The following is a 24,536-nucleotide window of genomic DNA, read 5'->3' on the forward strand; positions in this document are numbered from 1 at the left end:
GGTCCAGGGGGCACCCCTGGGACTTTTCCTTTCGCCGTTGACACGATCATGCTGCCCCGTGCAGGGGGGTCAGAATAGTTACCGGTCAATGCAGATAATTGCCGTAGAGGGCGTTGAGGAACTGCAGCCAGCCGGGCAGGGTTGGCAGATCGATCTTTTCCAGGTCGATGACGACATAGCCAACGGTCAACAGCACCACGATGACGGTGAGGATGGTGCGGATTCGCGCCAGATAGAGCAGTTTGGTCGTATGATGGAACTGCCCGAAGGCCATGTCCCGAAAAGCGCGTTCGCTGTAGAAATAGACCAACGCTGTCAGCAGGATGTTCACCAGGCTGCCCCACTGCCACGGAGCCAGTTTGCCCAGGTCGAAGACCCACAAGTACGACAGGGGATGGGCATGGGAGAAGAAGGTATGCAGCCAATCGATACGATCTTTGGAAAAGGTACTTGCCGCCAGACTGATTAAGGCCAGCCAGGACAGAGAACGGCGAAGTTGCTCCGGGCGGCTGTCGTGCAGATCCTGCACCAGTCGGGTTGGGCCGAAGGCGTCCCATTTCGGTCTGCGGAAGAGAAAGACCAGAGGCAGATAAAGCCAGCAGGTCGATTTCAGACTCCAGCGGTAGAAGAAGGCGGGGATCAAGACGAAGGGGAGAAAGATGATACCGAGTAATCGGGTATCCCAGGTTTCCGTTTGGATCATTTTTACCAGAGATGGAACGGAGAGTTCAGTGTTTCGGGAGTGCAAGCCGGGAACCAGTTCGGGAGATTGTCTGGAGTCGATGGCCCAGAGGAAACGCAGCCAGTTGTGCGACAGGGACAGAAGTCCGGCCAGGGGGTGACGCAACGTCGCAAGGATCCTGATAAAGAGGGAGCGTATCCATAAGCCGATTGCAACAGCGAACACTCTCACAAAAGCTCCCTCTGCCGCTACCGCTACCACTACTGCTCCCGCTGCTGCTCCCACAGCTGATCCCGTTTCTGCTCCCCGTGCGGCTCCCAGTGAGGCTCCCAGTATGGCTCCCAGTGCAGCTCCCGTTACTGCCCCCACCTCCGCTACAGCTACCGTTTCCGCAACAGTTTTCGCGACGTTCCCCCTTCCCTCCAAAGTTCCCGCTATGGCTCTCGCTACAGCTCCCGCTAAAGCTCCCACTACTGCTCCCGCTACGGCAAGCACTACCACCAGCGCTAACGGCCCCAATCCCGCTATCGATCCCGCTATTGCTCCCGTTAGGGTTCCCGCTAATGTTCCCTCTCTTGTTCCCGCAACCGTCCCCACAACCGTCTCCGCTACCGCAACAGCTACCAAGCTCACAAACATGCTTTGCCAAAACAGGGACCAACCCGTGTAGCCGGGTAATAGGTATTGGGCCATGGCATAAGCCAATCCTGCCGAAACCGCGAAACTGAACAGAATGAGACCCAAACTTCGAAAAGGGGTATCTTCCCGGGAGATGTCCGTTTCACTCCGTGCAATAAACCAATCGAGGCCATCGCGAGTGGACTCCTCGGAGCGCAACAGTAATAACGGGGCAATCAAGATGCTGACGATCAAATGGTAGTGGTTGCCGGAATACCAAGTGTAACCCCAGAAGGAAGCCACGGCCAATAGAGTCTCCACGATGGACAGGACGCTGGGTTCGTCGTTTTCAATCGATTCGGGAGTGGAGATCCAGCGCATGGCAGGCCAACCACGGGGTTTGAGTCGTGCGGAACGGTCGATATCTCCCCTTGAAACAAGAGAAGATAGCGCGATGCTACCATGCGGTGTTATCGAGGTCGAATGGATTTGGGGGTATAAAGATGAAAAGGTCGTAACGGGGCAGAACTCTGCGCCGTGCAACCGTATTAACAGCAAAAGGAAACGTCCCAGGGGTGCCCCCTGGACCCCAAGGGGGGTGAAGGTCAACGGAAAAGGATACGTCCCAGGGCGCTGCCCTGGACCCTTCGGGGGGGGATAATCCCCCCCCCGAACCCCCGTATTACTGAACGGATAGAGTGGTCACAGGCTGCGCTTCTCCCACTCCTCCAGCAACGCCGTCAGGCGGTTGACCTCGCGGTCGTTGGCCAGCTTGCGGTAAAGCGCAATCGCCTCCTTCAGCTTGGTCTCGGGGCGACGGCCCTCCAGCAGCAGCAACTGCGCCTCCATCGCCGTGGTGCGGGCTATGTCCGCCGGGTCGTTCTGCCGCTGGGCGGCGTGACGCGCCCCCTCCAAATGCTCCCGCGCCGCCTTGAGATTGTTGGTGCGCATGTACAACGACGCCAACTCCCACTCGTTGGCGGCAATCTTGCGCGTCGCCTCCAGGTGACGGTGCATCTCCAAGGCATCCAACAACGCCTTCTCACCCTCTTCCAGCCTATCCCCCGCCACCAGACAGCGCCCCCGACACATCAAAGCCGTGGCCATGCCGAAACGGTTGCCGATGCGCGTCATGATCTCGTGACTGCGGCTGAAATAGTCCAACGCCGCCGCCGGCTGCCCCATCTTGTCGTGCAAAAATCCCAGGGAAAGATACAAATTGGCCGTCTGATGCCGGTTGCCCTGCTGCGAAAACAGCCGCAAACTCTTGAGATTGTAACTCTCCGCCTTCTCCAGATTGCCCGCATGCTCGTGAAATACCCCCAGATTGTTGCAGGCCAGGGCTATCTCCTCCGCTGCGTGTTTCCGCTCGAATATCGACAACGCCGCTTCCGCCTTGGCAATCGCTTCCGGTCGCCGCCCCAAACGATTGAGAATCCAACTCTGGTTCAAATAGAGCAACCCGGTCTCCACCGCCTCGGCATGCCCCACCAGATGCTTCTCCGCCCGGTCGAAACAGGCCATGGCCAACCCCATGTCCCCGAGCTTCTCCTGCATCTTGCCGATGCGCCGCTCCTGGGTGCCGCGCGCCAAGGGATCCTCCAGCCGACTCAACAGGAACTGCCGCGCCTGAATAGCCCCCTGAAGCGCTCCCGAACGCTCCTGGGATTCGGCCAAACCCTCGTGAATGGCATCCAGATTGACACTGGCCTCCGGCAACTCCTTGGCCAGTTGCAGCGCCCGTTCGAACAGAATGGCCGCCTCCTGCGGCGCCTGGGCCTCCTGAGCCCGCTGCCCGCCCAGAATCAGATAATGCACCGCTCGCGGCTCCTGACCCGCCTTCAGACAATGGTGCGCCAGAACCTCGTAATGCTCTTCCAACCGATTGGCGAAGAGCGCCTCGATCTCCCGCGCCACCTCTTCGTGCAACTCCCGGGCACGCTTGTGCAGCAGGGTCGAATAGACCGCTTCCTGGGTCAAAATGTTGCGGAAGGAGTACTCCACCTCGGGAAAAGTGCGCGATTCGAAGATCAAGCCCATGTCCACCAGACGCTGCAACCGCTCGTCCAGATTGCGTTCCGCGAACAACCGCTGCAGCAGAGCCAGCCGGAAGACCGGCCCGATCACCGCCGCAGCGTGTAAAATATCCTTCATGTCACTCTGCAACCGGTCGATGCGGGCGATGATCAACCCCTGAATCGAGGAGGGCAGGGTGGTGGACTCCGGATCCCGCAACACCTGAATGATCCCCTGATGGTCAAGCTGGATGATGCCCTCGTCGAGAAGATTGTGCACGATCTCCTCGATGTACATCGGATTGCCGTCGGCGCGGCTGCGCACCAGGGTGAGAATGGTTTCCGGAACCACCTCGCTGCGCAACAGGTTCTGCACCATCTGGTCGCATTCCGTGGGCGAGAGCCGGTCGAAATGGAGCTGCGCCGTGCGGTGCGGACTGTATTTCTTGGCGATGAGCGGCAGTTTGGCGCTGGGGTGATCCTGGGTGGGACGCATGAGCATCAACAGCAGAACCGGCTGCTCCACCAGGGATTCGAACAGATAGGCGGTCAACTCGATGGATGGGGCATCGGCGTTATGCAGATCCTCAAGGATCAACAGCAGCGGTCGCGCGGTGGAGAGGGTGCGGAAGAACCAGGCCACGGCGCGGAAGGTGGCCATCTTGATCTCCTGAGCTTCCAGGTTTTCGATGCGATAGGGCAGGAAGGAGGGCATGCGCACCCCGAGCATCATGCCGATGAAGAAGATCGACTCGCGAGCTTCTTCCGAAAGCACCTGGGGATCCAGGGAGAGCAGCAGCGGAATGGTGTTTTCCACCTTCTCCGCGATGGCCTCTTCCATGTCCTCCGAATCGATGTTGCACAGGTGACGGAAGATATCGAGGTAGACATAGAAGGAGGTGTTGCGCCCGAAGGAGCGGCAGATGCCCTCCAGGGTGAGGATCTCCCCGTCCTTGAGGCGGGATTTGACCTCCAGCTGGATGCGGCTTTTGCCGATGCCCGGTTCGGAGATCAGGAAGACGGTCCGCCCTTCGCCGCGACGCAGCTCGTCGGCGAAGTGGTCCAGAGTGCTGATCTCCTGAGCGCGCCCCACCAGCGGAACGGTGACGCCGCCACGGCGCTCCTGGGATTTGAGACCCTTCTGCTTGACCACCTCGAAGACGGCCACCGGCTCCTTCTTGCCCTTGACCTGGATGGGATCGTGGGTCTGGAACTCGAAGAGATGGCGGGTCTGGTTGTAGGTGTAGACCGAGACGAAGATCTGCCCGCTGGTGGCCAGGGATTCGAGGCGGGAGGCCAGATTGACCGTGTCGCCCATCACGGTGTATTCCATCTTGCGGTCGGAACCGACACCGCCGGCGATGACCGGTCCGGAGTTGATGCCGATGTGCAGGGTGAGCGGTTTTTCCAACTTGAACGGCAGATTCTTGTTGTACTCGGCCATCTCCCGTTTCATGTCCATGGCGGCGCGAATGGCCAGTTCGGGATCGTTTTCGTGGGTGATCGGGGCGCCGAAGATGGCCATGATGCAATCCCCGATGAACTTGTCCACATAGCCTTCGTAGCGCACCACGATATCCGCCAGCATCTTGAGGCAGCCGTTCATCACATCGGTGACCACCTCGGGATCGAGCTTTTCGCTCATCGAAGTGAAGCCGGAGATGTCGGCAAAGAGGACGGTGACGTTCTTGCGTTCCGAAGCGGGTGGCTGGCCGTTGCTTTTGGATTCCACCGCGGGGATGTGGTGGGCGACTGGGGAAACAGCCGGCAATACCGGCAGGGTGGTTTCGGAGAAGAGCAATCGCCGCCCGCAGGCACCGCAAAAGAGATCCCCCGTCTGGAAAGGGGTGTGGCAATGGGTACACAGTTGCCCCAGGGGCATGGCGCAACGGGTGCAGTATTTCACTTCCGGACGGTTTTCAAATCGGCATTGGGAGCAAATCACGGGCTCACCTCGGCAATTGGTGGCGAACGGCTAATCCTGGTGGCAGCAACCCATCCCGCGAAGTATAAAGCCAAGCGCCATGCGGATAAATGCCTGTCGCTTTTCCGGCTCGTTATTTCATGTTTTTGACCGGGAAACGGAATGGGAACCGGTATCCGTTGACGTGTGCCGCCTGACAGGTTATTTCTGCTTCCAGGAGGATGTTCTGGCTGTATTGCTACGGGAGGATTCCTAACCATGCGTGACCAGAGAAGGACAGAGCGTCAATCTGTCTCCGGTCGGGGGCTATTGATTCAGGGCAGCACGCAGGTTGCGGTGGAACTACGGGATCGTGGACCGTGGGGGTTCGGCGTCGTCGCCGCCTCTCCGGTGCGAACCGGCGCACCCGTGACCCTCCGGTTGCCCCGTTCCGACTCGTCGGAGAGCTATTTTTGCCTGGCGCCCTACTGTCAACCCCATTCGGACCGCTTTCATGTCGGGCTGCGCATACTTTCCCTGCTCCCGGAAGGCATTTGAACCGATTTTACCCCGGTTCCGTGCGGAATGTTCTGGACGCAAGCGGTCGTTCCGTAGCACAATAGCGCGGTTTTTTCGGGTTCTTTTGGGTTTCCACTTTTCAGGGAGGTCGACGTGACCGACGAAGAAGCTACCGTAACACCGAGCGACCAGCCGGAGAATCCTGTGGAGCAGGAATTTCTGCGCCTCACCAAGGGTCGCGAAAAAGAAGTTGTCAAGATGTTGCGGGAAAAAGACCAATACATCAGCGTGTTGAGCCAGTTGCAGGAAGAGCTGGTCAAGTTGCAGACCTGGGTTCGCAACAACAATAAAAAGGTGATGGTGCTTTTCGAAGGCCGCGATGCCGCCGGCAAGGGTGGCACCATCAAGCGGTTCATGGAGTTCCTCAACCCCCGCATGTGCCGGGTGGTGGCCCTGAACGTTCCCACCGACCGGGAGCGCACCCAGTGGTACTTCCAGCGCTACATCACCCACTTCCCCAGCGGCGGTGAGATGGTCTTCTTCGATCGCAGCTGGTACAACCGCCCCGGCGTGGAGCGGGTGATGGGCTTCTGCAAAGAGGAAGACTGGAAAGCCTTCTTCCGCGATGTGCCGGTCTTCGAGCGCATGTTGGTGGAAATGGGCGGCATTGACCTGACCAAGTTCTGGTTTTCGGTCAGCCGCGACTCCCAGGAGAAGCGTTTCTCCTCCCGCGCCACCGACCCCCTGAAGGTCTGGAAGCTCAGCTCCGTGGATCAGGAGGCCCAGGATCGTTGGGATCAATACTCCCTGGCCCGGGACGACATGCTTCGGCAGACCTCCTTCACCGTGGCGCCGTGGACCGTGATCCGTTCCGACGACAAAAAACTGGCCCGTATCAACTCGATCCGCTACCTGCTGCAAAAGTTCCCTTACGACGGACGCAAGGATGAGCTTCTGAAGTTCGACGAGGGCATCATTCTGCCCATCGAGGAAGAGCTGAAGCGCAACTGATCGGGTTTTGGCAGTAAAATGCGTATCCGAGCCGGAAGTGGTTCAGCCACTTCCGGCTTTTTTTTGTAACTATTCAGGATCCCGCACAGCGCGGTGTGACGAAGTCAACGGCAACGGAAGGAAAAGTCCCAGGGCGCTGCCCTGGACCCGTTGGGGGGGGATAATCCCCCCCAAACCCCCGTATACCTGAACAGATACTTTTTTTCGAAAAACATCCCCGAGCTATCAGGGATCCCATTGAAAGGTGTAGGAACTCTCCTGCACCTTCACGATGGGGCCCTGGTTCTTGAACCGGCTCTCATCCACGGTTTGTTTACGGGCCGAATAGGGTCGCATGGTGTCCGGATCGGTGATGATCTCGTTGAGAATATGGTGCTCCAGGGAGTCGATATTTTGCAGGTTGGCGGCAATTTCGGTATCGGCGGCCTCGCCCTGCAACACGGAGCTGTAGAGGGAAATCAGGGTATTGGTATACTCCTCTCCCTGCAGCGAGGCTTCGAAGCGCAGTAACAGCCGCACGCCGCCGGTCGGCCCTTCCTGCCAGGAAGAGGAGAGGATAAAGGGCTGGGACAGATTCTTGCCCAGTTGGCTGGAGGTGGTTGTGCCGGAGATGCGCTTGCCCGGAGCGGGCAGAATGCCGGAGGTCCAGCCATTGACCCAGAGGTTCCAGTACTCCTTGACGCTGCCCAGCAGCTTCCGCTTGATTTTCGGATTGTCGAGCATCTCCTGGAAGTTCTTTTCAGCCACCTCCGGGCCGCCCAGTGCGCCCAGATCGCGCAGTCGCGCCAACAGCCCCGGATAATCGTGCAGGCCCACGACCTGGCCGTTTTTATCCACCTGGAAAGAGGGCATGATGGATTTCAGCGTCAGGCTCTTGTCGATTGCGCCGGGCAGGGTTGGTTCGGCAAAGGTTTTGCCGTCCATCTCCAGAAAGCGGTAGTCGTCGCAATGCACCACGAAGTTCTCCCCATCGGCCACCAGACGGATGCGAAACTGGCTTCGGGTCGATTTGTCCCGGTTTTTTCCGGCAACGTAGACCAGCCCGGAGGAGGGAACGGGCCAGCGAAAAGGCCGTTTCACGGTTTCGCCGGAGGCCGCCTCGCCCCCTTCGCTCACGGCGGGCGCTTTTGCCGGAGCGGGTGCGGCGGGTGGAGCCTCACCGGCCAGGGAAGAGGCGGCGATACAAAGGCAGCAGGTGGCGAGTCCAAAACGAAACGGGGTCATGCGCTATACTCTTCCTGGCAGGAGATGGCAGTACGAATTGAATGGAAAAACCCCCCAGCTCTTCGGAACGTCCGGGTTCGATACGTCCTCCGTAGTTGAGGGCGATTTCCGCAACCACCGCCAGTCCGACACCCGAACCGGCAACTTCCGGATGAAAACGCACGCCCCGTTCCATCATGGGGGTCCAGGCTTCGGGGGGCAGACCGGGGCCATCGTCTTCCACCCGGACCAGGATATCGTTCGCCCGGTTGCAGGCGGTCAGTCTCACCCGTCTTGTGGCCCACTTGCAGCCATTGTCGAGCAAATTTCCGGTCAATTCCAGGAAATCTTCCGGATCCATGACCAGCTCGAAATCGGAGCTGATGCGCTGTTCGATGTGGATGTTGCGCTGACGATGCACCGATTCCAGGGTAGTGAGCAGGATTTCCAGCTCCTCTCGGGGCCGGATGCGGGGCAGGGGACCGTCGCAACCGGCGAGGCGGGATTTTTTCAACTCCCGCTCCACCAGCCGTCGAATGGCGTGGCTTTGTTGCAGGATGGTCTCCCGCAGATCGGTGTGATGTTGCAGGTCGGGATGTTCCCCGAGCTGCATGAGAATGGCCAGGGGCGTCTTGATGGCATGGGCCATGTTTCCGGCGGCGTTGCGGGCCCGCAACAGCCGTTGGCCCAGAGAGGCGAGAAGGCGGTTGATCTCCTCGATAAAGGGCAGGATCTCCTGGGGAACCCCCCGGGTTTCGAGGCTGGTCAACTCCGTCGGGGTGCGCTGCAGGGCGCGTTGCGGAATGACCAGCCGGTCGATGGCCCGGGAAAGCAGTCGCTGTTGCCAGAAAAGCAGCAGCAATATGGTACACAGGGAGAGCAGCGTGTTGCGCAACCGCGCCTCGCGCCGTTCGCTGGCCATATCGGTCAGCTCTTCCGCCACCACGACCAGCAGAAATCGATCCTGCCGCTGATACCCCTTGGCCAACTGCAACAGCGGTTGCCGGTTGGGGCCCTGACGCTCCTCGATGCGCTCCTCGCCCGGTCGCAGCTCCGGCAGGCTCAGGCTCTGATCCCATAACGAGCGGGAACGCAGTTCCCCGCCCGCGAAGGTGATCTGGTAGTAGTGGCCCGAAAGGGGTTGGGAGAAGACCGGCGGCAGGTGTGTTTCGGCCAGGGAGAGTTTTCCGTTCGCGTCCATGCGCAGATTGACCAGCAGATTGTCGGCGTCGTGGGCCAGCCGGGAGACCACGAAACGGTGGGTGGTCTCCCGGATGCTGATCTCCTGGAGCAGCCACTGGGCGGCCAACACCACCAGGAGAGCCACGGCCAGCCCCAGAGCCAGTTGGCGGCGCAACGAGGGATTCATGCCCCTCCCCGGAAGAGATAGCCCTGACCCCGCCGGGTTTCGATGCGGTCTTTGCCAACCAGTTGCCGCAGACGCATGATGTAGACCTCGATGACGTTGGAATCCTTGTCCTCGTCGTATTCGTAGACGTGTTCCGTCAGCCGGCTCTTGGAGAGGATGCGGTCGGGATGCAGCATGAAATAGCGCAGCAGGCGGAATTCCGTTCCGGTGAGATTGTGGATGGAGCCTTCCCGGTTGCGCACCTGCTGACGCTCTTCGTCCAGGGAGATGCCATCCACGGAAAGATTACCCTGGGGCTGGGCCTTGGCGCGGCGCAACAGGGCCTGCAGGCGGGCCAGAAGCTCTTCGAAATGGAACGGTTTTCCCAGATAGTCGTCGCAACCGGCCTTGAAGCCCGCCACCCGCTCATGCCAGGCATCCCAGGCGGTCAGCACCAGCACCGGTACGGCAACGCCCCGTTTGCGCCACTCCCGCAGGATCTCCAGCCCCGAACCGTCCGGAAGCCCCAGATCGAGAATCACCAGATCATAGGGCTCTTCCGCTCCCATGAAGGCCCCGTCTTCCGCATTGAAGGCCAAATCCACGGCGTAGCCGGAGCGGGAGAGCTGATCCCGCAGGCCTTGCGCAAGCTGTCGATCGTCTTCAACCAGCAAGAGGCGCATGATTCAATGCTCCCGTTTCCTTTCGAGCAGAACCCCCGTTACGGCATCGAACTCCCACTCCCCGAAACGACCCGAGCCGTCCAGGTGGCTGACTTCATAGATATAACGATTGTGACGTTTTTTCAGATGCACTTCCAGGATGCGTCCCTCGGCAAGAGAGGGATTTTCCTGCAAAATGGCCGAGAGGGCGCGGATTTGGCCACGAGTGACCAACTCACGGGCCAGATCGTGTTCCTCGGGATGCTCTGCGGAAAAGAGATCCTCATCCGAAGCGGTCCCGAAAGCCATCAGGCCGAAGAGCAGGGGGCTCGCCCAGGCGAGGCGTCGCAGAGGCGTGAAGCGGTCGTCCCGCATGAATGGCTCCCATTCTGGCACCCGCCGAAAAAAGTCCATTGTGTCGCCCAGGCTATATCGGAGAGGATGAATTGATACTGAATTCTGAAGGTTGATCGGTGGAGGCTCGGGAAGATGTCCATATGGCGAGTTGATCTGGGTCCGATTCTGTTGGCCGTCGTTCTGCTGGGAGGCTGTCTGGCAGATGAGAAACGCCAGGGAGTGCCGGTGGAAACGTCCGCCCCCGTCAGCGCCTTGCCGGGGGGGGTGCGGGTGCTGCATCGGGAAGAGGCGGGTGAATTCCGCTTCGTGGCCTATGGCGACACCCGGGAGCCGGCTCCGAATCTGCAGGAAGAGCTGTTGGCGCGCATTGTCGCCGAAGAGGTGCCGTTCGTTTTTCACACCGGCGACATCGTCTCCTCCGCGGGGGAGCACTCCTGGAAAATCTTCGATCTTTTCCACGGTCCGCTGATGCAATCCAAGGCCCTGTTTTTTCCGGTTCTGGGCAATCACGATTATGTTCACCTCTCCACCGATCCGGCCGACAACCGGATGGAGCCCTATTTCCGGCGCTTCCCTCAGGTGCAGGGCAACTACTGGTACTCCGTGCGACAAGGTCCGGCGCTCTTTCTGATGATGGACACCAATCAGGACTATCGACGCGGTTCGCCGCAGTATGGCTGGCTGGAAAGAGAGTTGCATCAGGTTGGATCGGCCCGGTTCGTGGTAGTGATATGTCACGTTCCGGTCATCTCCTCCTACAGCCCCATTCTGCACCCGTTGCGCAACGCGCATCCCGATCTGAAAGCCCTTTTTGCCCGAGTGCGTCAGCCGGATCTGGTACTATCCGGCCACAATCACGGTTATGAACGCTTCGAGGAGAAGGGCACCCAGTACATCACCACGGCAGGAGGCGGTTCGCCGCTCTACTCCAAGATGGAGAAGCCCTTTTTCAATTATGTTCGGGTCAACGTGGGGTCTGCGGTCATGGCGGTCGAGACAATCGGCTTTCTGCCGGACAAGAAGCAGTGGGAGATCATCGACCGGGTGGATCTGCCCGGTCGCCAGGTTTCGCCGGAGAGGAACTGAGAACGACACCCTTTCCCGAACGAGGCTTTGTGCCGTGGCTTGCGCTACTTGACCGAATGGATCACCTCGCCGCGAGTGGCGAAGGCCATGGAATGGGTACCGAAGAAGTAGGCGTTGACGGTTTCGGCGATAGGCGGATTGATGGCTTTGTCCGCTTCCCAAGCCAGCACGAAGTTGGCTCCCGCCCCCCCTTTGCGTTCACTGTGTTCCACGAAGAATTCGGTGGAGCCCATCGGTCCCAGGATGACCGGTTCCTTGAGGTAATCCCGCAGCAGAGCGCCTTCGGTGTCGTAGTATTTGACGACCGTCAGCTTCATACGGGAGTAGGGATCGGTGTTGCGCACGCTCAGCATGGAGGAGAGCAGCAGGGTGGAGGGGTTGCCCTTGTTGTTGATGTTGCCGTGGAGAATATGGGAATAGACCGGCACATAGATCTTTTGGCCGCTGGAGAGCGGCGAGTTCGGCGCATCGCCCGCCACGGCGAGGCTGGCGAAACAGCCGAGAGCGACTCCCAGGTACACGGCGCGCGACAGGAAGGAATTCATGAGCGTTCTCCCGCGTGGCTACGGAGGGGGACAGGGATCAAGGCATCATCCGTTTTTCTTGTAGCACACTGGTCAATCTTTCGCTAGCGCCCGATGGGGGTCGGATTCCACCCGAGGAGCAGAAACATGACGGCGAAGCCCACCAGATAGGCCAGTGGGATATGCCAGCCGTTGCGCAACCAGAGGCCGACGGATTTGGCCTCGGGAACCAGATTGGAGATGGCCACGCCGGCGGAGGAGCCGAACCAGATCATGGAGCCGCCGAAGCCGACGGCGAAAGCCAGCAGGCCCCAGTCGTAGCCTCCCTGTTTGATGGCCAGGGCGGTGAGGGGGATGTTGTCGAAGACGGCGGAGATGAAGCCCAGGATCAGGGAGGAGACCCAGGATGCGGGGGGCAGCTTCTCCACGGGCATGAGGGAGGCGCAGGTCACCAGGGCCAGCAGGAAGAGGGAGCCTTTGATCGTGGCGGGCATCAGCGACCAGTCGGGTTGACGCAGCGGGCTGGCCAGCAGCAGAGCCACCCAGACGGCGACGCCGATGAAGGGGAAGTGGTCGGCGGCGCTGGCGAACGCGAGGTTGACCGTGACGTTGGTGGCCACCGCCGCGACCAGGATGAACAGCACGATGCCAAGTCGGGTGCGGTCGATGGGTTTCGGGCTTTCCGACACGGAAGCCAGTGGAGCGTATTTCTCCTGCTGCAGGGAGGCCGGGATGCCGAAGACGACGAGGGCCGTCGTGGCGGCCACAAAGGCGGGCAGCACATGGATCGGGGAGACGCCGGCGATCCACATCATGGTGGTGGTGGTATCGCCGACCACGGAACCGGCGCCGCCGGCGTTGGAGGCGGCCACGATGGCGGCCAGATAGCCGATGTGTACCCGGCGCTGGTAGACCGTGAGCGCGGCGGCCCCACCGATGATGGCGGCGGCGATGTTGTCCAGAAAGGCGGACAGGACAAAGATGGCGCAAAGCAGGGTGAAACCGCCATGCCAGCCTTTGGGCAGCAGATGGGGAATGCGTTCGGGCAGATGGCTGCGTTCGAAGTGGTCGGCGAGCAGGGCGAAGCCCAGCAGCAGGCAGAAGAGGTTGAGCAGAATGACCCATTCGTGGCCGAAGTGCTGGAGGAGTCCCGGCAGCCCCTCTCCGTGACGGAAGCCGGTGAAAACCCACTTGTAGGCGAGGATGGCGCCGAGTCCGCTCAGGGCCACCTGCAGGGTGCGGTGGTGGAACAGGGCGACGCCCAGCAGGGTGGCGGCAAACAGGATGAAATCGACGGGAACCCCGATGAGGGTGGGGCTCTCCCGCCCGACTTCACCGGCCAGCAACGCCGTGGGGGTGAGAGAGAGCAGCAGGAACAACGGAATTTTCATCGGGGGCTCCGGAAACTGTTTGAGGTGAAACTGATTCTGCCTAAAGGATGGAGACGGGCTTGTCAAGAGGAATCGGCAAGGAGGATAATGTCCCTGTTGAATCGTACCTGAACAAGCTTGAATTAAAGAGACTGCGATGACCATCAGGTTGGAAGAAGAAACATCCAGGGATGTTGTCATGGCCTTGAGGCGAATCATTCGGGCCATCGATATTCACTCCAAGCAGATCATGCATGTTTACGGCATATCGGGCACGCAGGCCATGATTCTGCGGCAGATGGCGCAGACGGGCCGCACCACGGCCACCCGCCTGGCCGGAGTGGTGCATCTGAGCAAATCGACCATCAGCGGGGTGTTGGAGCGTCTGGAGAACCGTGGGTTGATCGCCCGGCAAACCGACGGCAACGACCGCCGTTTGGAATGGCTGATGGTCACGGCAAAGGGTGAGGAGATCCTGACCTCCGCCGCCCCCCTGTTGCAGGAGCGTTTCGAGGAGCGTTTCCAGTCCTTGCCGGGGGAGGAGCAAAACGGCATCCTGGCGGCGTTGCAACGCATTACCGAGTTGATGGACGCCACCGACATCGAGGCCGCCTCCATCCTCACTTCCGGGGTTCGGGTGTCGGAGGAGGGATGATGTGTCTCGGAAAGTAGGTCTCTTGGAGGGGAAATGTTTGATCCTCTTGGGCTCCATGGCAGCCCTTATTCGCTGAACGAGACATCAGCAAATGAACTATTTTATAAATTGCAGGCGATTGAAGAGCGTGTCAATTTGTTGCGACAAAAAGGTACCTTGTCCAGGGAGACCTTGAAACAATATTACGGAAAGCTACGTTTCGAACAGGTGGCCGAATCGAACGCCCTGGAAGGAAGCACCCTCTCGGTGGGAGAGACGGAGCTGGCCATCCTCAAGGGAGTGACGATCACCGGCCACGACCCGGCCTATGTGCGCGACGCCCTGGCCCTGGACCAGGCACTGCGTCGTCTGGTCGAACTGGCTGAATCCACTGGGAGAACAACCGATCTGGATCAACTCAAGGAGCTGCACGCGCTGATACTGGGAGAACGTTCCGGGGCGGGTCTGTTCCGGCAAGACCCCGTGCGCACCTCCGGTTCCCGGCACCAGCCGCCAGCCACCTGGAAGGAGGTCATGGCGGGCATGGAGCAATGGGAAGAGTGGTCCCTTTCCAGGGCACAACTACCGGGGCCGGTGCGGGCCGTGGTTCTGCATGCCTGGCTCTCCCACATTCATCCCTTCAGCGACGGCAACGGGCGCACGGCACGGGCCATTACCAATCTGGAGCTGGTCCGGTCTGGCTATCCACCGCTGATCATCAAGAAAAAGGACCGCCCACGTTATCTGGACGCCCTGGGAGAATCGGACGAGGCGGGCGATTTGTCGAGCTTCTTCGAACTCCTGCTGGAGAAAATGGCCGCTGCCTTGACGGGATTGGAGTTGTCGGCGCGGCGCGAGGAGGGCTACGACCCGGCTCTGCTGCGCCTCCGGCAGGCTCAACAAAATCGTCTGGATATTTGGACAACCAGCCTCAAACTGCTGGCTTTGAGCCTGACGGAACGTTTGAACGGGATGTTGTCCACCCTGGGGAGCGCCCAGGTGACGGTTTTTCCGGAATCGCTCGATCTGGAAGACTACATCGCCTTGTGCGACGGGCGGAATGTCTCCCGCAGTTGGGCCTTTCACCTGGAGGTGGATATTCCCGGAGTGCCCCGCCGCGAGTTCCTGGCCTGGCAGGGCTATCGTACCGGATCGGTCAACCGGTTTGCCAATCGGACAGGAGGGGTTTCGCTCTTCTGGTCCGTGCCCAATCCGCTGGGGTTTCCCCGCTGGATCAGCGACGAATCGCGCTCTCCGGGTTATGTGGAACTCTCCCTGCAACCCGAGAATACCACCTCCTGGATCTGCCGGGACCGCCGGGGGGCGATTCGCCCCGTGTACTCCGTCACCCTGGTTGCCGAACTGGCCAGGGCTATTCTGGAGGAGATTATCCCGTCAGGCATCGAGACACTCCGATCTCCAGGAGAACCATCCGGTACCGGCTGACACTACCGAAACCCGGCTTACAGCTTCCATAGGTTTGACGAATATGTTACACTTCCCCGCGAAAATTGTGTGAAGTGGGGGTGTCGATCCGGCTATTCTTAACAGTCATTCAGCAGATCAATTTCACATCCTCGATGACGAAAATCCGTTAAGTCCCGATAGTGTGCGTTTCCGCGTTTATAACAGTATTTTTGGAAACCCCGAATGAATCTGTTTCATTTTGTATCCCGCTCCATCGGGCGCAAGATTTTGGCAGTGGTCAGCGTTCTGGGAACGTTGAGCCTGCTGATTATGGGGGGCATGTCCATCCGGCATCTGGAGCAAACCCTGCTGGAGCAGAACGAGGAACTCAACAATCGTCTGCAGGACACGGTGGCCAAAGGCCTTCATGCCATCATGATCGCCGGTTACGCCGATGTGGCGCAGAATTATGCCGCCAGCATCAAGAAGGTTCACGGCCTGGAAGCCTTCCATATTTTGAGAAGCAACGGCCTGGAAGCCTTCCAGGACAACAAAACCATCGAAGAGGTCAACCGCCGCAAAGGAGAGGAGATATTCCTGCCTCGGGAGAGCGAAAGCCGCGTCGAAATCGTTCCCGCCTCCGATGCCAATCTGCAGGAGGTGGTGAACCGGCAGAAGACCGTATCCTTCCGGCAGGTCGACCCCGCCAGCGACGAGGCGTTTTCGGTCTATCTGACCCCGATCGTAAACGACAAGAAGTGCGCCACCTGTCACGGCAGTACCCAGCCGGTTCGGGGGGTGCTGTTGCTCAAAACCTCCCAGAAGCCGGTTGAGGCGCGGATCGCCCAGGCCAGGGCAACCTCGCTGGCGATTCTGGTGCTTTCCGTCGCCACCTTTCTGTTGCTGTTGAGCCTGTTTTTACGCCGGGCCCTGATCCAACCCCTCTCCATGGTGCGCCAGGCCATTGCCACCATCGCCGAGGGCCAGTTGACCCAGACCGTCTCCCCGGCTGGGGCCCACCCCGACGAGATGGGGCAGATCGGAAACTATGTCAACCGCATGGCCAGCTCCCTGGCCACGACCATTCGCCAGGGTATTCTCGAATCCCAGAACCTCTTCACCTGCGTGCGCGAGTTCGTGGAGGTGCGCGATAAGCTCGATTCCGCCTCCAGTTCCACCAGCGCCATCGCCGAGAACGTCTTCAAATTGAACCAGGTTATCAGCAAGGAGATCGGCGATATTCGCGAGGCGGTGGGTGACGCCACCATTCAGATGAACGTAGTCTCTTCGGCGGCGAACAAACTCTCCAAAAATATTGCCACCATGGCGCAAGGCGCCTTGAGCAATTCGGCCCATATCGAAACCGTGGCCAACCGGGCGGTACAGACCTCTGAAGAGATTGGCGCCGTACACCGCAGCCTGGATCAGGTGAACCAATCGGTGGCCCACGTCGTGGAGTCCGCAGCCGTCATGGATGCCACCTTCGGCACCGTGCGGGCTCTTTCCGAACAGGCCCTGACGGCTTCCCTGACCGCCACCACCACCACCGAAGAGGCCTGCCGCTCCATCGACCGCCTGGGGCAATCGGTTGCCCAGATTGGCAAAATTTCCGGTGTCATCAACAAGATAGCCGAAAAAACCCGCATGCTGGCCATCAATACCGCCATCGAAGCCGCCAGGGCGGGTGAGGCCGGCAAAGGCTTTCATTCCGTCTCCCTGGAGGTCAAGGAGCTGGCCGCCCAGACCCGTGATTCGGTGCAAACCATCTCCGGGATGATCGAAAAGATTCAAGCTGACACGGCTCATGTTATCGATGACATAAAAAATATTACGGATGTTATTACAAGTGTGGGGGCGGTGGGCGAAAACATCACCAAAGCCGTGGATGATCAGTACCGCATCACGCTCGACATCATCAATGCGGTCTCCGAGGTTCAGAAAGAGTCCCGCGCCGTTCTGTCACGGGCCCAGGAGATCGATGAGTCCTCGCGGCAGGTCAGCAGCGCCATGGCCGAGGCGGCCAATCGCAATGGGGAGATCGCCACCCTGACCGCCGAGTCGGCACGCCACGCCAACGAAATCGCCCGGCGTTCCCAGGCGATGCAGGATTTCATTCTGCACATTCTGGACACGGTGAAAAATACCGACTCCATCGCCTCCGTGGTCAAGGAGAATATGCGCGACACCCACGGATTGACCCTCAACCTGCGCGGGCTCTCCATTGCCTTCAGCATCGTGGTGGACATGGTGCGACACGTCAGCCAGGCCATGGAAACCGCACAGGGTGATCTGAAGGTGGGCACGCCTCTCTTCGACCTGGAACTCTGCAAGGGCGACGATTTCAAATGGGTAATCCGATTGCAGGAGCTGCTGTCCGGATTTCGCCAACCCGCCGAGATTCAGCGGTCGGGTCACGAACTCTGTGAATTCGGTCAATGGCTGTCCAGTCGGGGACCGCGTTCGGGCGTGGAGCCGGGGTTTCTGGAGGAGCTTCGCCTTCGTCACCAACAGCTTCACGCGGTGATCGACCAGATTATCGCCCTGGTGGCCAGTGGACGCTTGGAGGAGGCGAGACAGGGCTTCGATTCCTTCATCCCCCTGCTGTTGGAGTGGTTTTCTTCTCTGGACATTCTGGCCCGGCAGCAGTGGCAAGCCTCCTGAAGCGTCCCGTCGAAAGGTACTTCCCATGTCGAAACCTCACACCCCCCGTGCCCAGCGGCTGCCGTTGCAAAAAGCCATGACCCTGTCCCTGAAAAATGGCGCTTCCCTTTCGGGTATATCGGAGAATGTCTCTTCGGGCGGTGTATTCCTGAAAACGCCCTCGGTTCCGCTGCATGTCCTTCCGGGGGATCGGGGCAGGGTCAAAATGGTGCTTCTGGGGGTGGCTCAGGAGTTTGACTGCACTGTGGCCAACGTCAAGCTCAACGGCGTGGGGCTGCGGGTGGTTTGGAACCACGGGCTCTTCGACGGGGATACGGCTTCCGCTCCGTCCCCGGCGGCGGGGGAGGGACGCAGCAAACGGGTGGCCTTTTCCCGGTCGATGTCCTTTCAACGCAGCGACGGATTGCACTGCCGGGGGGAGATGGAAAACCTCTCCACGGGCGGCACGTTTCTGCGATTGTCCGAGCCGGGCCCGCTCTTCCGGGTCGGGGATCACGGGACCATTCAACTGCCCCTGGGCGGGGTGCTGCAACGTTTTCCCTGCCGGGTGGCCCATGTGTCGCCGGAGGGGCTTGGTTTGGAAGTCTCCTGGGGAGACGGGGTGTTTGTGGACTGAAGGGGAATCGGGATGTTCGAACAGGTGGTGCTGTCTTGCCGGGCGGGTTTCGAGGGGGAGTGCCTGGCGGAAATTCGGGAGGAGGCCATGCTGCGCCACCTCTCCGGAAGCGGCAAGGCGGTGGCCGGGGCGGGGGTGATTGATTTTGACATGGCAGCCGGGGCGGCCTGGACGCTTGTCGAAGGCAAACCGTTTCGGGAGCTGGTTTTTGCCCGGCAGTGGTTTGCCGTGGCGCGGACCGTGACAGCGCTGCCTGTCGGGGATCGGGTGGGGCCGCTGTTGGAGGTGGTGCGGCAACTGGCCAGGCCCGTTTTTCAGGTCGTGGTCGAAACGGCCGACACCGAGGCCGGCAAGCTTCTGTCGCCGCTGTGTCGCGGCGTGGAGCCGTTGCTGCGGCAGGGCATCGAAACGATGGGTTTGTTGCAGCCGGAGGCCGACCGGCAACTTCACTGCTATTTTCAGGACACGGCCACTGCCCGGATCGGGTTTTCTCCACGCGGTCGCTCGGCGAGTGCGCCCATGGGCATTCCGCGATTGAAGAGTTCCAAGAGCGCCCCGAGCCGGGCGGCGCTCAAGCTGGAGGAGGCGGTGGGCCATTTCCTGGGGGAGAAGGAGGCCAACAAACGTCTGCGCCGGGGGTTGTCCGCCATCGATCTGGGGGCGGCGCCGGGAGGGTGGACCTGGTATCTGGCCGGTCGGGGCCTCAAGGTGACGGCGATCGATCGCGGACGGCTGGAGCCTCGGGTGCTGGCCATGCCGGGGGTGCGCCACGAAGCGGCGGACGCCTTTCGCTACGTACCGCCGCAACCGGTGGCCTGGCTGGTGTGTGACGTGGTGGAGTCGCCGCAGCGCATTGCGGAGGTGGTGTTGCGCTGGGCCAGGGGGGGGTGGTGTCGGGAGGCGATATTCAACCTGAAGCTGCCCATGAAGAAGCGTTACGAGGCCCTCAAAGGCTGTCGGGAGTTGCTGCGGGAGGGGCTGCAGGGGCGGATGTTCGAGTTGAATTTCAAGCAGTTGTATCATGATCGCGAAGAGGTGACGGGGCATTTGAGGTTGGTTTAGGCTGTTTTCTTCCCCCAGGAAGGATCGTCATGGTGGAATCATTGGAATGGCAGTTTACCGCTTATTTCTGGGCAATGCGTCAACGTCCGGACCGGGCGGGAATTTCCATGGACTGGATCTTGAAAACAGCCGCAGAGCCGGAATATCGTTCTATTCAAGCAGATGCTCGAATTCGCTGCTGGCGATGCATACCCGGTATGAATAACCGGTGGTTGCGTGTCATTATCCTGGAAGATGGACGAACCATCCACAACGCCTTTTTTGATAGGGGTTTCGCGCCGTGAAAATACGCTATTTTTCGGATACGGACACACTCTTCATTCGGTTCCGCGAAAGCGATATCGTAGAAACGCGCGATATCGACGAGGGAACTTTGATTGAGTTCGATGCCAACGGCCAGCTTTGCGCCATAACCGTGGAGCATGCGAAGGAACGGGCCGATTTGTCCCATTTCTCTTTCGAACAAGTGGCCGCATGAGGAAAAAAAAAGGATCCGGGTCGCCCCGGATCCTTTCTCGTTTCAAACCATAACCGCTGCCTCAGATGGCGTCGATGATGGCGTTGAAGGTGGGGCTGGGGCGTTGCGCCACCGCCACCTTGGCCGGATCGCCGTGATAGTACCCGCCGATATCGATGGGCTTGCCCTTGGGAGCCGCCAGTTCCGCCAGGATCTTATCGGTATTGGCGGTCAGCTTTTCGGCCACCGGGGTGAAGTGGGCCTTGAGAGCGGCATCTTCGTTCTGGGCGGCCAAAGCCTGGGCCCAGTACAGGGTCAGGTAGAAATGGCTGCCCTTGTTGTCCAGCTCGGGAACGTCGCGTCCGGGGGAGTTGTTGTTGTCCAACAGCTTGCCGGTGGCTTCGTCCAGGGTTTTGGCCAACAGCGCCGCGGTCTTGTTGTTCTTCACTTCCGCGAGGTGCTCCAGGGAAGCGGCCAGGGCGCAGAACTCCCCGAGGGAGTCCCAACGCAGATGCCCCTCTTCCAGGAACTGCTGCACGTGCTTGGGCGCGGATCCGCCCGCGCCGGTCTCGAAGAGCCCGCCACCCTGCATGAGAGGCACGATGGAGAGCATTTTGGCGCTGGTGCCGACTTCCATGATGGGGAAGAGGTCGGTCAGATAGTCACGCAGCACGTTGCCGGTCACGGAGATGGTGTCCAGACCCTCCTTGATGCGCTCCAGGGAGAAGCGGGTGGCCTCACGGGGGGACATGATGCGGATGTCCAGGCCGGAGGTGTCATGATCCTTCAGGTAAAGCTCGACCTTTTTGATCAGCTCGGCATCGTGGGGACGGTTCCGATCCAGCCAGAAAACGGCGGGGGTGGCGCTGAGACGGGAGCGGCTGACGGCCAGCTTGACCCAGTCGCGAATGGCGGGATCCTTGGCCTGGCACAAACGCCAGATATCGCCCTTTTCGACCTTGACGGAGAGCAGGACGCCGCCGGCGGCATCCACCACGCGGATGGCGCCGTCGCCGGGAGATTTGAAAGTCTGGTTGTGGGAGCCGTACTCCTCGGCTTTCTGCGCCATGAGGCCCACATTGGGCACGCTGCCCATGGTGGAGGGGTTGAAGGCCCCGTTCTTCTTGCAGAAGTCGATCATCTCGGCATAAACGCCGGAATAGGAGCTGTCCGGAATCACCGCCTTGGTGTCACGGGCAGCGCCGTCCGGCCCCCAGCCCTTGCCGCCGCCCCGGATCATGGCCGGCATGGAGGCGTCGATGATGATGTCGCTGGGCACATGCAGATTGGTGATGCCCCGGTCGGAATCGACCATGTAGAGATCGGGTTGGGACTTCATGCAGGCCTGGATGTCGGCTTCGATCTCGGCCTTCTTGTCCGCCGGAAGGGTGGCGATCTTGGCGAGGACATCGCCGAAGCCGTTGTTCACATCGACGCCGATCTCGGCGAAGGTCTTGCCGTGCTTGGCGAAGACATCCTTGAAGTAGACCTCCACGGCGTGACCGAAGATGATGGGGTCGGAGACCTTCATCATGGTGGCCTTCATGTGCAGGGAGAAGAGAACTCCCTGGGCCTTGGCCTCCTGGATCTGCTCCTCCAGGAAGGTACGCAAGGCGCGCACGTTCATTGCGGTGGCGTCGATGACTTCACCGGCCTGCAAGGGCAGCTTGTCCTTCAAAACGGTCACGGCCCCGGCGGTATCGACGAATTCGATGCGTCCCGTGGTGGCGGCGGAGAGGGTGAGGGAGACCTCGTTGGAGAAGAAGTCACCGCTTTCCATCGAGACCACATGGGTCTTGGAATCGGGGCTCCATTTGCCCATCTTGTGGGGATTCTTCCGGGCGTAGTCCTTGACGGCCTTGGGGGCGCGGCGATCGGAGTTGCCTTCGCGCAACACCGGATTCACGGCGCTGCCCTTGATCTTGTCGTAGCGGGACTTGGCCTCCTTCTCCTCGTCGGTGACGGGATTTTCCGGATAGGAGGGGATATTGTAACCCTGCGATTGCAGCTCGGCGATGGCCGCCTTGAGCTGGGGCACGGAGGCGGAGACGTTGGGCAGCTTGATGACATTGGCATCCGGGGTGGTGACCAGCGAACCCAATTCGGCCAGATCGTCGCTTTGGCGCTGGGCCGGGGTCAGATTTTCAGGAAAGTTGGCCAGGATTCTTCCGGCCAGAGAGATGTCCTTGGTGCCGACTTGGATACCCGCCACCTTGGAAAAGGCTTGAATGATGGGCAGAAGAGACCCGCTGGCCAGTTGCGGGGCTTCATCAACCACGGTGTAGATGATATCCGGTTGTGCCGTCGAAGCCATGTTCTTTTTCTCCATTTCAATAAAGAGTCTTCACGTGTACCGCTACCGGAGTCGGGATGGAAAAGCGACGATTCGAAAGTCCCCTATCCGGCGGGGGTGCAGGCCTTTGTCCTGGGTTTTCGCGCCTGCCTGGTTGTTATCCCTGCTACTGATCGGCTGGAAATTTTGCCCTAGAGAGGTTGGCTGGGCAAGGGGAGGAAGAGCGGGGGGAATTTTTTGTCTTTTGCGTTGCATAATTCCCGTTAATCGATCGGGAGAATTTATGGCCATTGGCCTGTTAAGTGGATTCCACCTTTTCAGCGGTTAGGGATGGGTTTAAACTCCCGGCTGCCGATGGGGGAAGGACTGTTATTTATAAAGTTAGCCATCCTCTCTCGAACTAAGAGGGATACATCTCTAAAAGAATCACTTGAAAGTCTCTTGCGGAAAGGGTTTTCGATGAAAAACACGCTTCGAAGTTTTCTGTTATTTGTCGGGCTACTTCTTCTACCGCTTGTTTCCTGGGCCTCCGGGCAGGCCGAAGGGGGCGTCGTTGTCCCCATGCTCCTCGGCATTCCCGTCGATTTCATTCTCTTTGCCCTGGTTCTCCTCGGGGTGGCCTTGTTCCATGAGCATACCCTGCAAGTGGCTCTGACCGGCCTTGCGGTCATCCTGCTCTACAAACTGGGCATCACCGGCTTCAAGCACGGTAGCGGTTTGATGGGGCTGGCAATGCACTTCAAGGAGGAGTGGGTGGTGCTGGTCAACCTGTTCGGACTGCTCATGGGCTTCGCCCTGCTGTCCAACCATTTCGAACAGAGCAAGGTGCCCGAGATCCTGCCACGCTATATCGGCAAGGGGTGGGTCGGGGCCTTCGTGCTGCTGGTGATCATCTTCGTGCTGTCCAGCTTCCTGGATAACATCGCCGCCGCCCTCATCGGTGGTACCGCCGCCAACATCGTCTTCAACCGCAAGGTCCACATCGGCTATCTGGCCGCCATCGTGGCCGCCTCCAACGCGGGCGGCTCCGGCAGCGTGGTCGGCGACACCACCACCACCATGATGTGGATCGACGGCATCAGCCCTCTGGCGGTGGTTCATGCCTATGCGGCGGCCTTCCCGGCCCTGCTGATCGCCGGCATTCCCGCCGCCATGCTGCAGAACGGCTACTCCCCCATCGGCCAGTACAACCCCGGAGAGGATCACAAAGTGGACGGGGCCCGCATCGGCATCGTCTTTTTCATCCTCATCCTGGCCATTGTGGCCAACGTGCTGGCCAACGTGGTCTTCGTGGGCGTGGCGGATGCCTTCCCGGTTCTCGGCGTGGCCGTCTGGGTGGCCCTTCTGGCTTCCGCTCCCCTGCGCCAACCCGACTGGAAGCTGTTGCCCGAAACCCTCAAGGGTACCATCTTCCTGCTCTCCCTGGTGACATGCGCCTCCCTGATGCCGGTGGAAAAGCTGCCCGCCGCCTCCTGGCAGACCGCCATGACCCTCGGCTTCGTCTCCGCCGTCTTCGACAATATCCCCCTCACGGCCCTGGCCCTGAATCAGGGGGGCTATGACTGGGGCATGCTGGCCTACACCGTCGGTTTCGGCGGCTCCATGATCTGGTTCGGCTCCTCCGCCGGCGTGGCCATCAGCAACATGTTCCCCGAAGCCAAGAACGCCGGCCTCTGGCTGCGCCACGGCTGGTTCGTCACCGTCGCCTACGTGGTGGGCTTCTTCATCATGCTCTTCACCATGGGTTGGCACCCCACGGCGGATTTCAAACATCCCGAACTGGCGGAAAACCCCGCCATCGTCCATTCCGGCGCGGTGAAAACCGGCCACTGATTGGCGACACTTGCATCAAGGCAAGCGGTAAAGGCATCATCGGACGGCAAGGGTCACCCCTTGCCGTTTTTTTTGCAAACCGGATCGAGGGGATGGGACATGGATGTCGTGCGATGGGCCGGAGTTGGGGTGGTGGCTTTTCTGTTGGCGGGTTTCGGAAGTTGCGCCTGGGCCGACCCGGTCAATCCCCCCCCCTCGGTGCGCCGAGCCGCCAACATGCCCCCCAAAACAACCCCTGCCCGCCCCACCCGCCCCCCTAGCGCCCAACCCGCCCC

General features: G+C 60.2%; 20 protein-coding genes and 1 pseudogene. 11 read left to right on the forward strand and 10 right to left on the reverse strand.

The window, feature by feature from the left end; all coding sequences use genetic code 11:
- Positions 1–85: 85 nt before the first annotated feature.
- Positions 86–847, reverse strand: a complete 762-nt coding sequence (locus tag HQL56_07510) for a hypothetical protein (protein MBF0309356.1) — start codon at positions 845–847, stop codon at positions 86–88.
- 1,155 nt (positions 848–2,002) lie between these two features.
- A complete protein-coding gene (locus tag HQL56_07515; GenBank protein ID MBF0309357.1) occupies positions 2,003–5,221 on the reverse strand; it encodes an AAA family ATPase in 3,219 nt (1,072 codons plus the stop codon).
- Between the two features lie 276 nt (positions 5,222–5,497).
- Here HQL56_07515 and HQL56_07520 point away from each other — a divergent pair, with 276 nt between their 5' ends.
- Both HQL56_07520 and ppk2 read left to right on the forward strand, forming a co-directional pair.
- Positions 5,498–5,776 (forward strand): hypothetical protein, encoded by a 279-nt coding sequence (locus HQL56_07520; GenBank protein ID MBF0309358.1) that lies wholly within the window; start codon positions 5,498–5,500, stop codon positions 5,774–5,776.
- A gap of 219 nt (positions 5,777–5,995) precedes the next feature.
- Positions 5,996–6,748, forward strand: a complete 753-nt coding sequence (gene ppk2, locus HQL56_07525; GenBank protein ID MBF0309359.1) for a polyphosphate kinase 2 — start codon at positions 5,996–5,998, stop codon at positions 6,746–6,748.
- A gap of 225 nt (positions 6,749–6,973) precedes the next feature.
- Here ppk2 and HQL56_07530 read toward each other — a convergent pair whose 3' ends face one another.
- From HQL56_07530 to HQL56_07545, 4 genes are read right to left on the reverse strand one after another with little or no spacing between them, the layout of a single operon-like run.
- Positions 6,974–7,972, reverse strand: coding sequence for a hypothetical protein (locus HQL56_07530; GenBank protein MBF0309360.1), 999 nt, complete (start codon positions 7,970–7,972; stop codon positions 6,974–6,976).
- Positions 7,905–9,320, reverse strand: coding sequence for a sensor histidine kinase (locus HQL56_07535; GenBank protein ID MBF0309361.1), 1,416 nt, complete (start codon positions 9,318–9,320; stop codon positions 7,905–7,907). The genes HQL56_07530 and HQL56_07535 overlap by 68 nt, the downstream gene beginning before the upstream one ends.
- Positions 9,317–9,982 carry a response regulator transcription factor gene (locus HQL56_07540; protein MBF0309362.1) on the reverse strand — a complete coding sequence of 222 codons (666 nt, stop codon included), beginning with the start codon at positions 9,980–9,982 and terminating at the stop codon, positions 9,317–9,319. The genes HQL56_07535 and HQL56_07540 overlap by 4 nt, the downstream gene beginning before the upstream one ends.
- Before the next feature lie 3 nt (positions 9,983–9,985).
- Positions 9,986–10,336, reverse strand: coding sequence for a hypothetical protein (locus tag HQL56_07545; GenBank protein ID MBF0309363.1), 351 nt, complete (start codon positions 10,334–10,336; stop codon positions 9,986–9,988).
- Between the two features lie 114 nt (positions 10,337–10,450).
- Here HQL56_07545 and HQL56_07550 point away from each other — a divergent pair, with 114 nt between their 5' ends.
- Positions 10,451–11,404 (forward strand): metallophosphoesterase, encoded by a 954-nt coding sequence (locus tag HQL56_07550; GenBank protein ID MBF0309364.1) that lies wholly within the window; start codon positions 10,451–10,453, stop codon positions 11,402–11,404.
- Between the two features lie 44 nt (positions 11,405–11,448).
- Here HQL56_07550 and HQL56_07555 read toward each other — a convergent pair whose 3' ends face one another.
- Both HQL56_07555 and HQL56_07560 read right to left on the reverse strand, forming a co-directional pair.
- Entirely contained in the window at positions 11,449–11,949 is a 501-nt protein-coding gene (locus HQL56_07555) for a DUF3124 domain-containing protein (GenBank protein ID MBF0309365.1), read from the reverse strand.
- A gap of 83 nt (positions 11,950–12,032) precedes the next feature.
- Positions 12,033–13,319, reverse strand: coding sequence for a citrate transporter (locus HQL56_07560; protein ID MBF0309366.1), 1,287 nt, complete (start codon positions 13,317–13,319; stop codon positions 12,033–12,035).
- A gap of 178 nt (positions 13,320–13,497) precedes the next feature.
- Here HQL56_07560 and HQL56_07565 point away from each other — a divergent pair, with 178 nt between their 5' ends.
- The 7 genes from HQL56_07565 to HQL56_07595 all read left to right on the forward strand — a co-directional run bounded on the left by HQL56_07565 (position 13,498) and on the right by HQL56_07595 (position 20,156).
- Positions 13,498–13,953, forward strand: a complete 456-nt coding sequence (locus tag HQL56_07565) for a MarR family transcriptional regulator (GenBank protein MBF0309367.1) — start codon at positions 13,498–13,500, stop codon at positions 13,951–13,953.
- Between the two features lie 171 nt (positions 13,954–14,124).
- Positions 14,125–15,378, forward strand: coding sequence for a Fic family protein (locus HQL56_07570; GenBank protein MBF0309368.1), 1,254 nt, complete (start codon positions 14,125–14,127; stop codon positions 15,376–15,378).
- 204 nt (positions 15,379–15,582) lie between these two features.
- Positions 15,583–18,000 (forward strand): HAMP domain-containing protein, encoded by a 2,418-nt coding sequence (locus tag HQL56_07575; protein ID MBF0309369.1) that lies wholly within the window; start codon positions 15,583–15,585, stop codon positions 17,998–18,000.
- 25 nt (positions 18,001–18,025) lie between these two features.
- Positions 18,026–18,616: a PilZ domain-containing protein gene (locus HQL56_07580; protein ID MBF0309370.1), complete on the forward strand. Its 591-nt coding sequence runs from the start codon at positions 18,026–18,028 to the stop codon at positions 18,614–18,616.
- A gap of 12 nt (positions 18,617–18,628) precedes the next feature.
- Entirely contained in the window at positions 18,629–19,678 is a 1,050-nt protein-coding gene (gene rlmM, locus HQL56_07585) for a 23S rRNA (cytidine(2498)-2'-O)-methyltransferase RlmM (protein MBF0309371.1), read from the forward strand.
- 29 nt (positions 19,679–19,707) lie between these two features.
- Positions 19,708–19,962 (forward strand): hypothetical protein, encoded by a 255-nt coding sequence (locus HQL56_07590; protein ID MBF0309372.1) that lies wholly within the window; start codon positions 19,708–19,710, stop codon positions 19,960–19,962.
- A complete protein-coding gene (locus HQL56_07595) occupies positions 19,959–20,156 on the forward strand; it encodes a DUF2283 domain-containing protein (GenBank protein MBF0309373.1) in 198 nt (65 codons plus the stop codon). The genes HQL56_07590 and HQL56_07595 overlap by 4 nt, the downstream gene beginning before the upstream one ends.
- Positions 20,157–20,217: 61 nt before the next feature.
- On the opposite strand, the gene HQL56_07600 is transcribed toward HQL56_07595, so the two are convergent.
- Positions 20,218–22,449, reverse strand: a complete 2,232-nt coding sequence (locus HQL56_07600) for an NADP-dependent isocitrate dehydrogenase (protein MBF0309374.1) — start codon at positions 22,447–22,449, stop codon at positions 20,218–20,220.
- Between the two features lie 540 nt (positions 22,450–22,989).
- Between HQL56_07600 and HQL56_07605 the strand changes: the two are divergent.
- Positions 22,990–24,183: pseudogene (locus tag HQL56_07605) on the forward strand (citrate transporter).
- Between the two features lie 131 nt (positions 24,184–24,314).
- Here HQL56_07605 and HQL56_07610 read toward each other — a convergent pair.
- A complete protein-coding gene (locus HQL56_07610) occupies positions 24,315–24,479 on the reverse strand; it encodes a hypothetical protein (GenBank protein ID MBF0309375.1) in 165 nt (54 codons plus the stop codon).
- Positions 24,480–24,536: the final 57 nt, after the last annotated feature.

Source organism: Magnetococcales bacterium (genome assembly GCA_015231925.1).
GTDB lineage: Bacteria > Pseudomonadota > Magnetococcia > Magnetococcales > JADGAQ01 > JADGAQ01.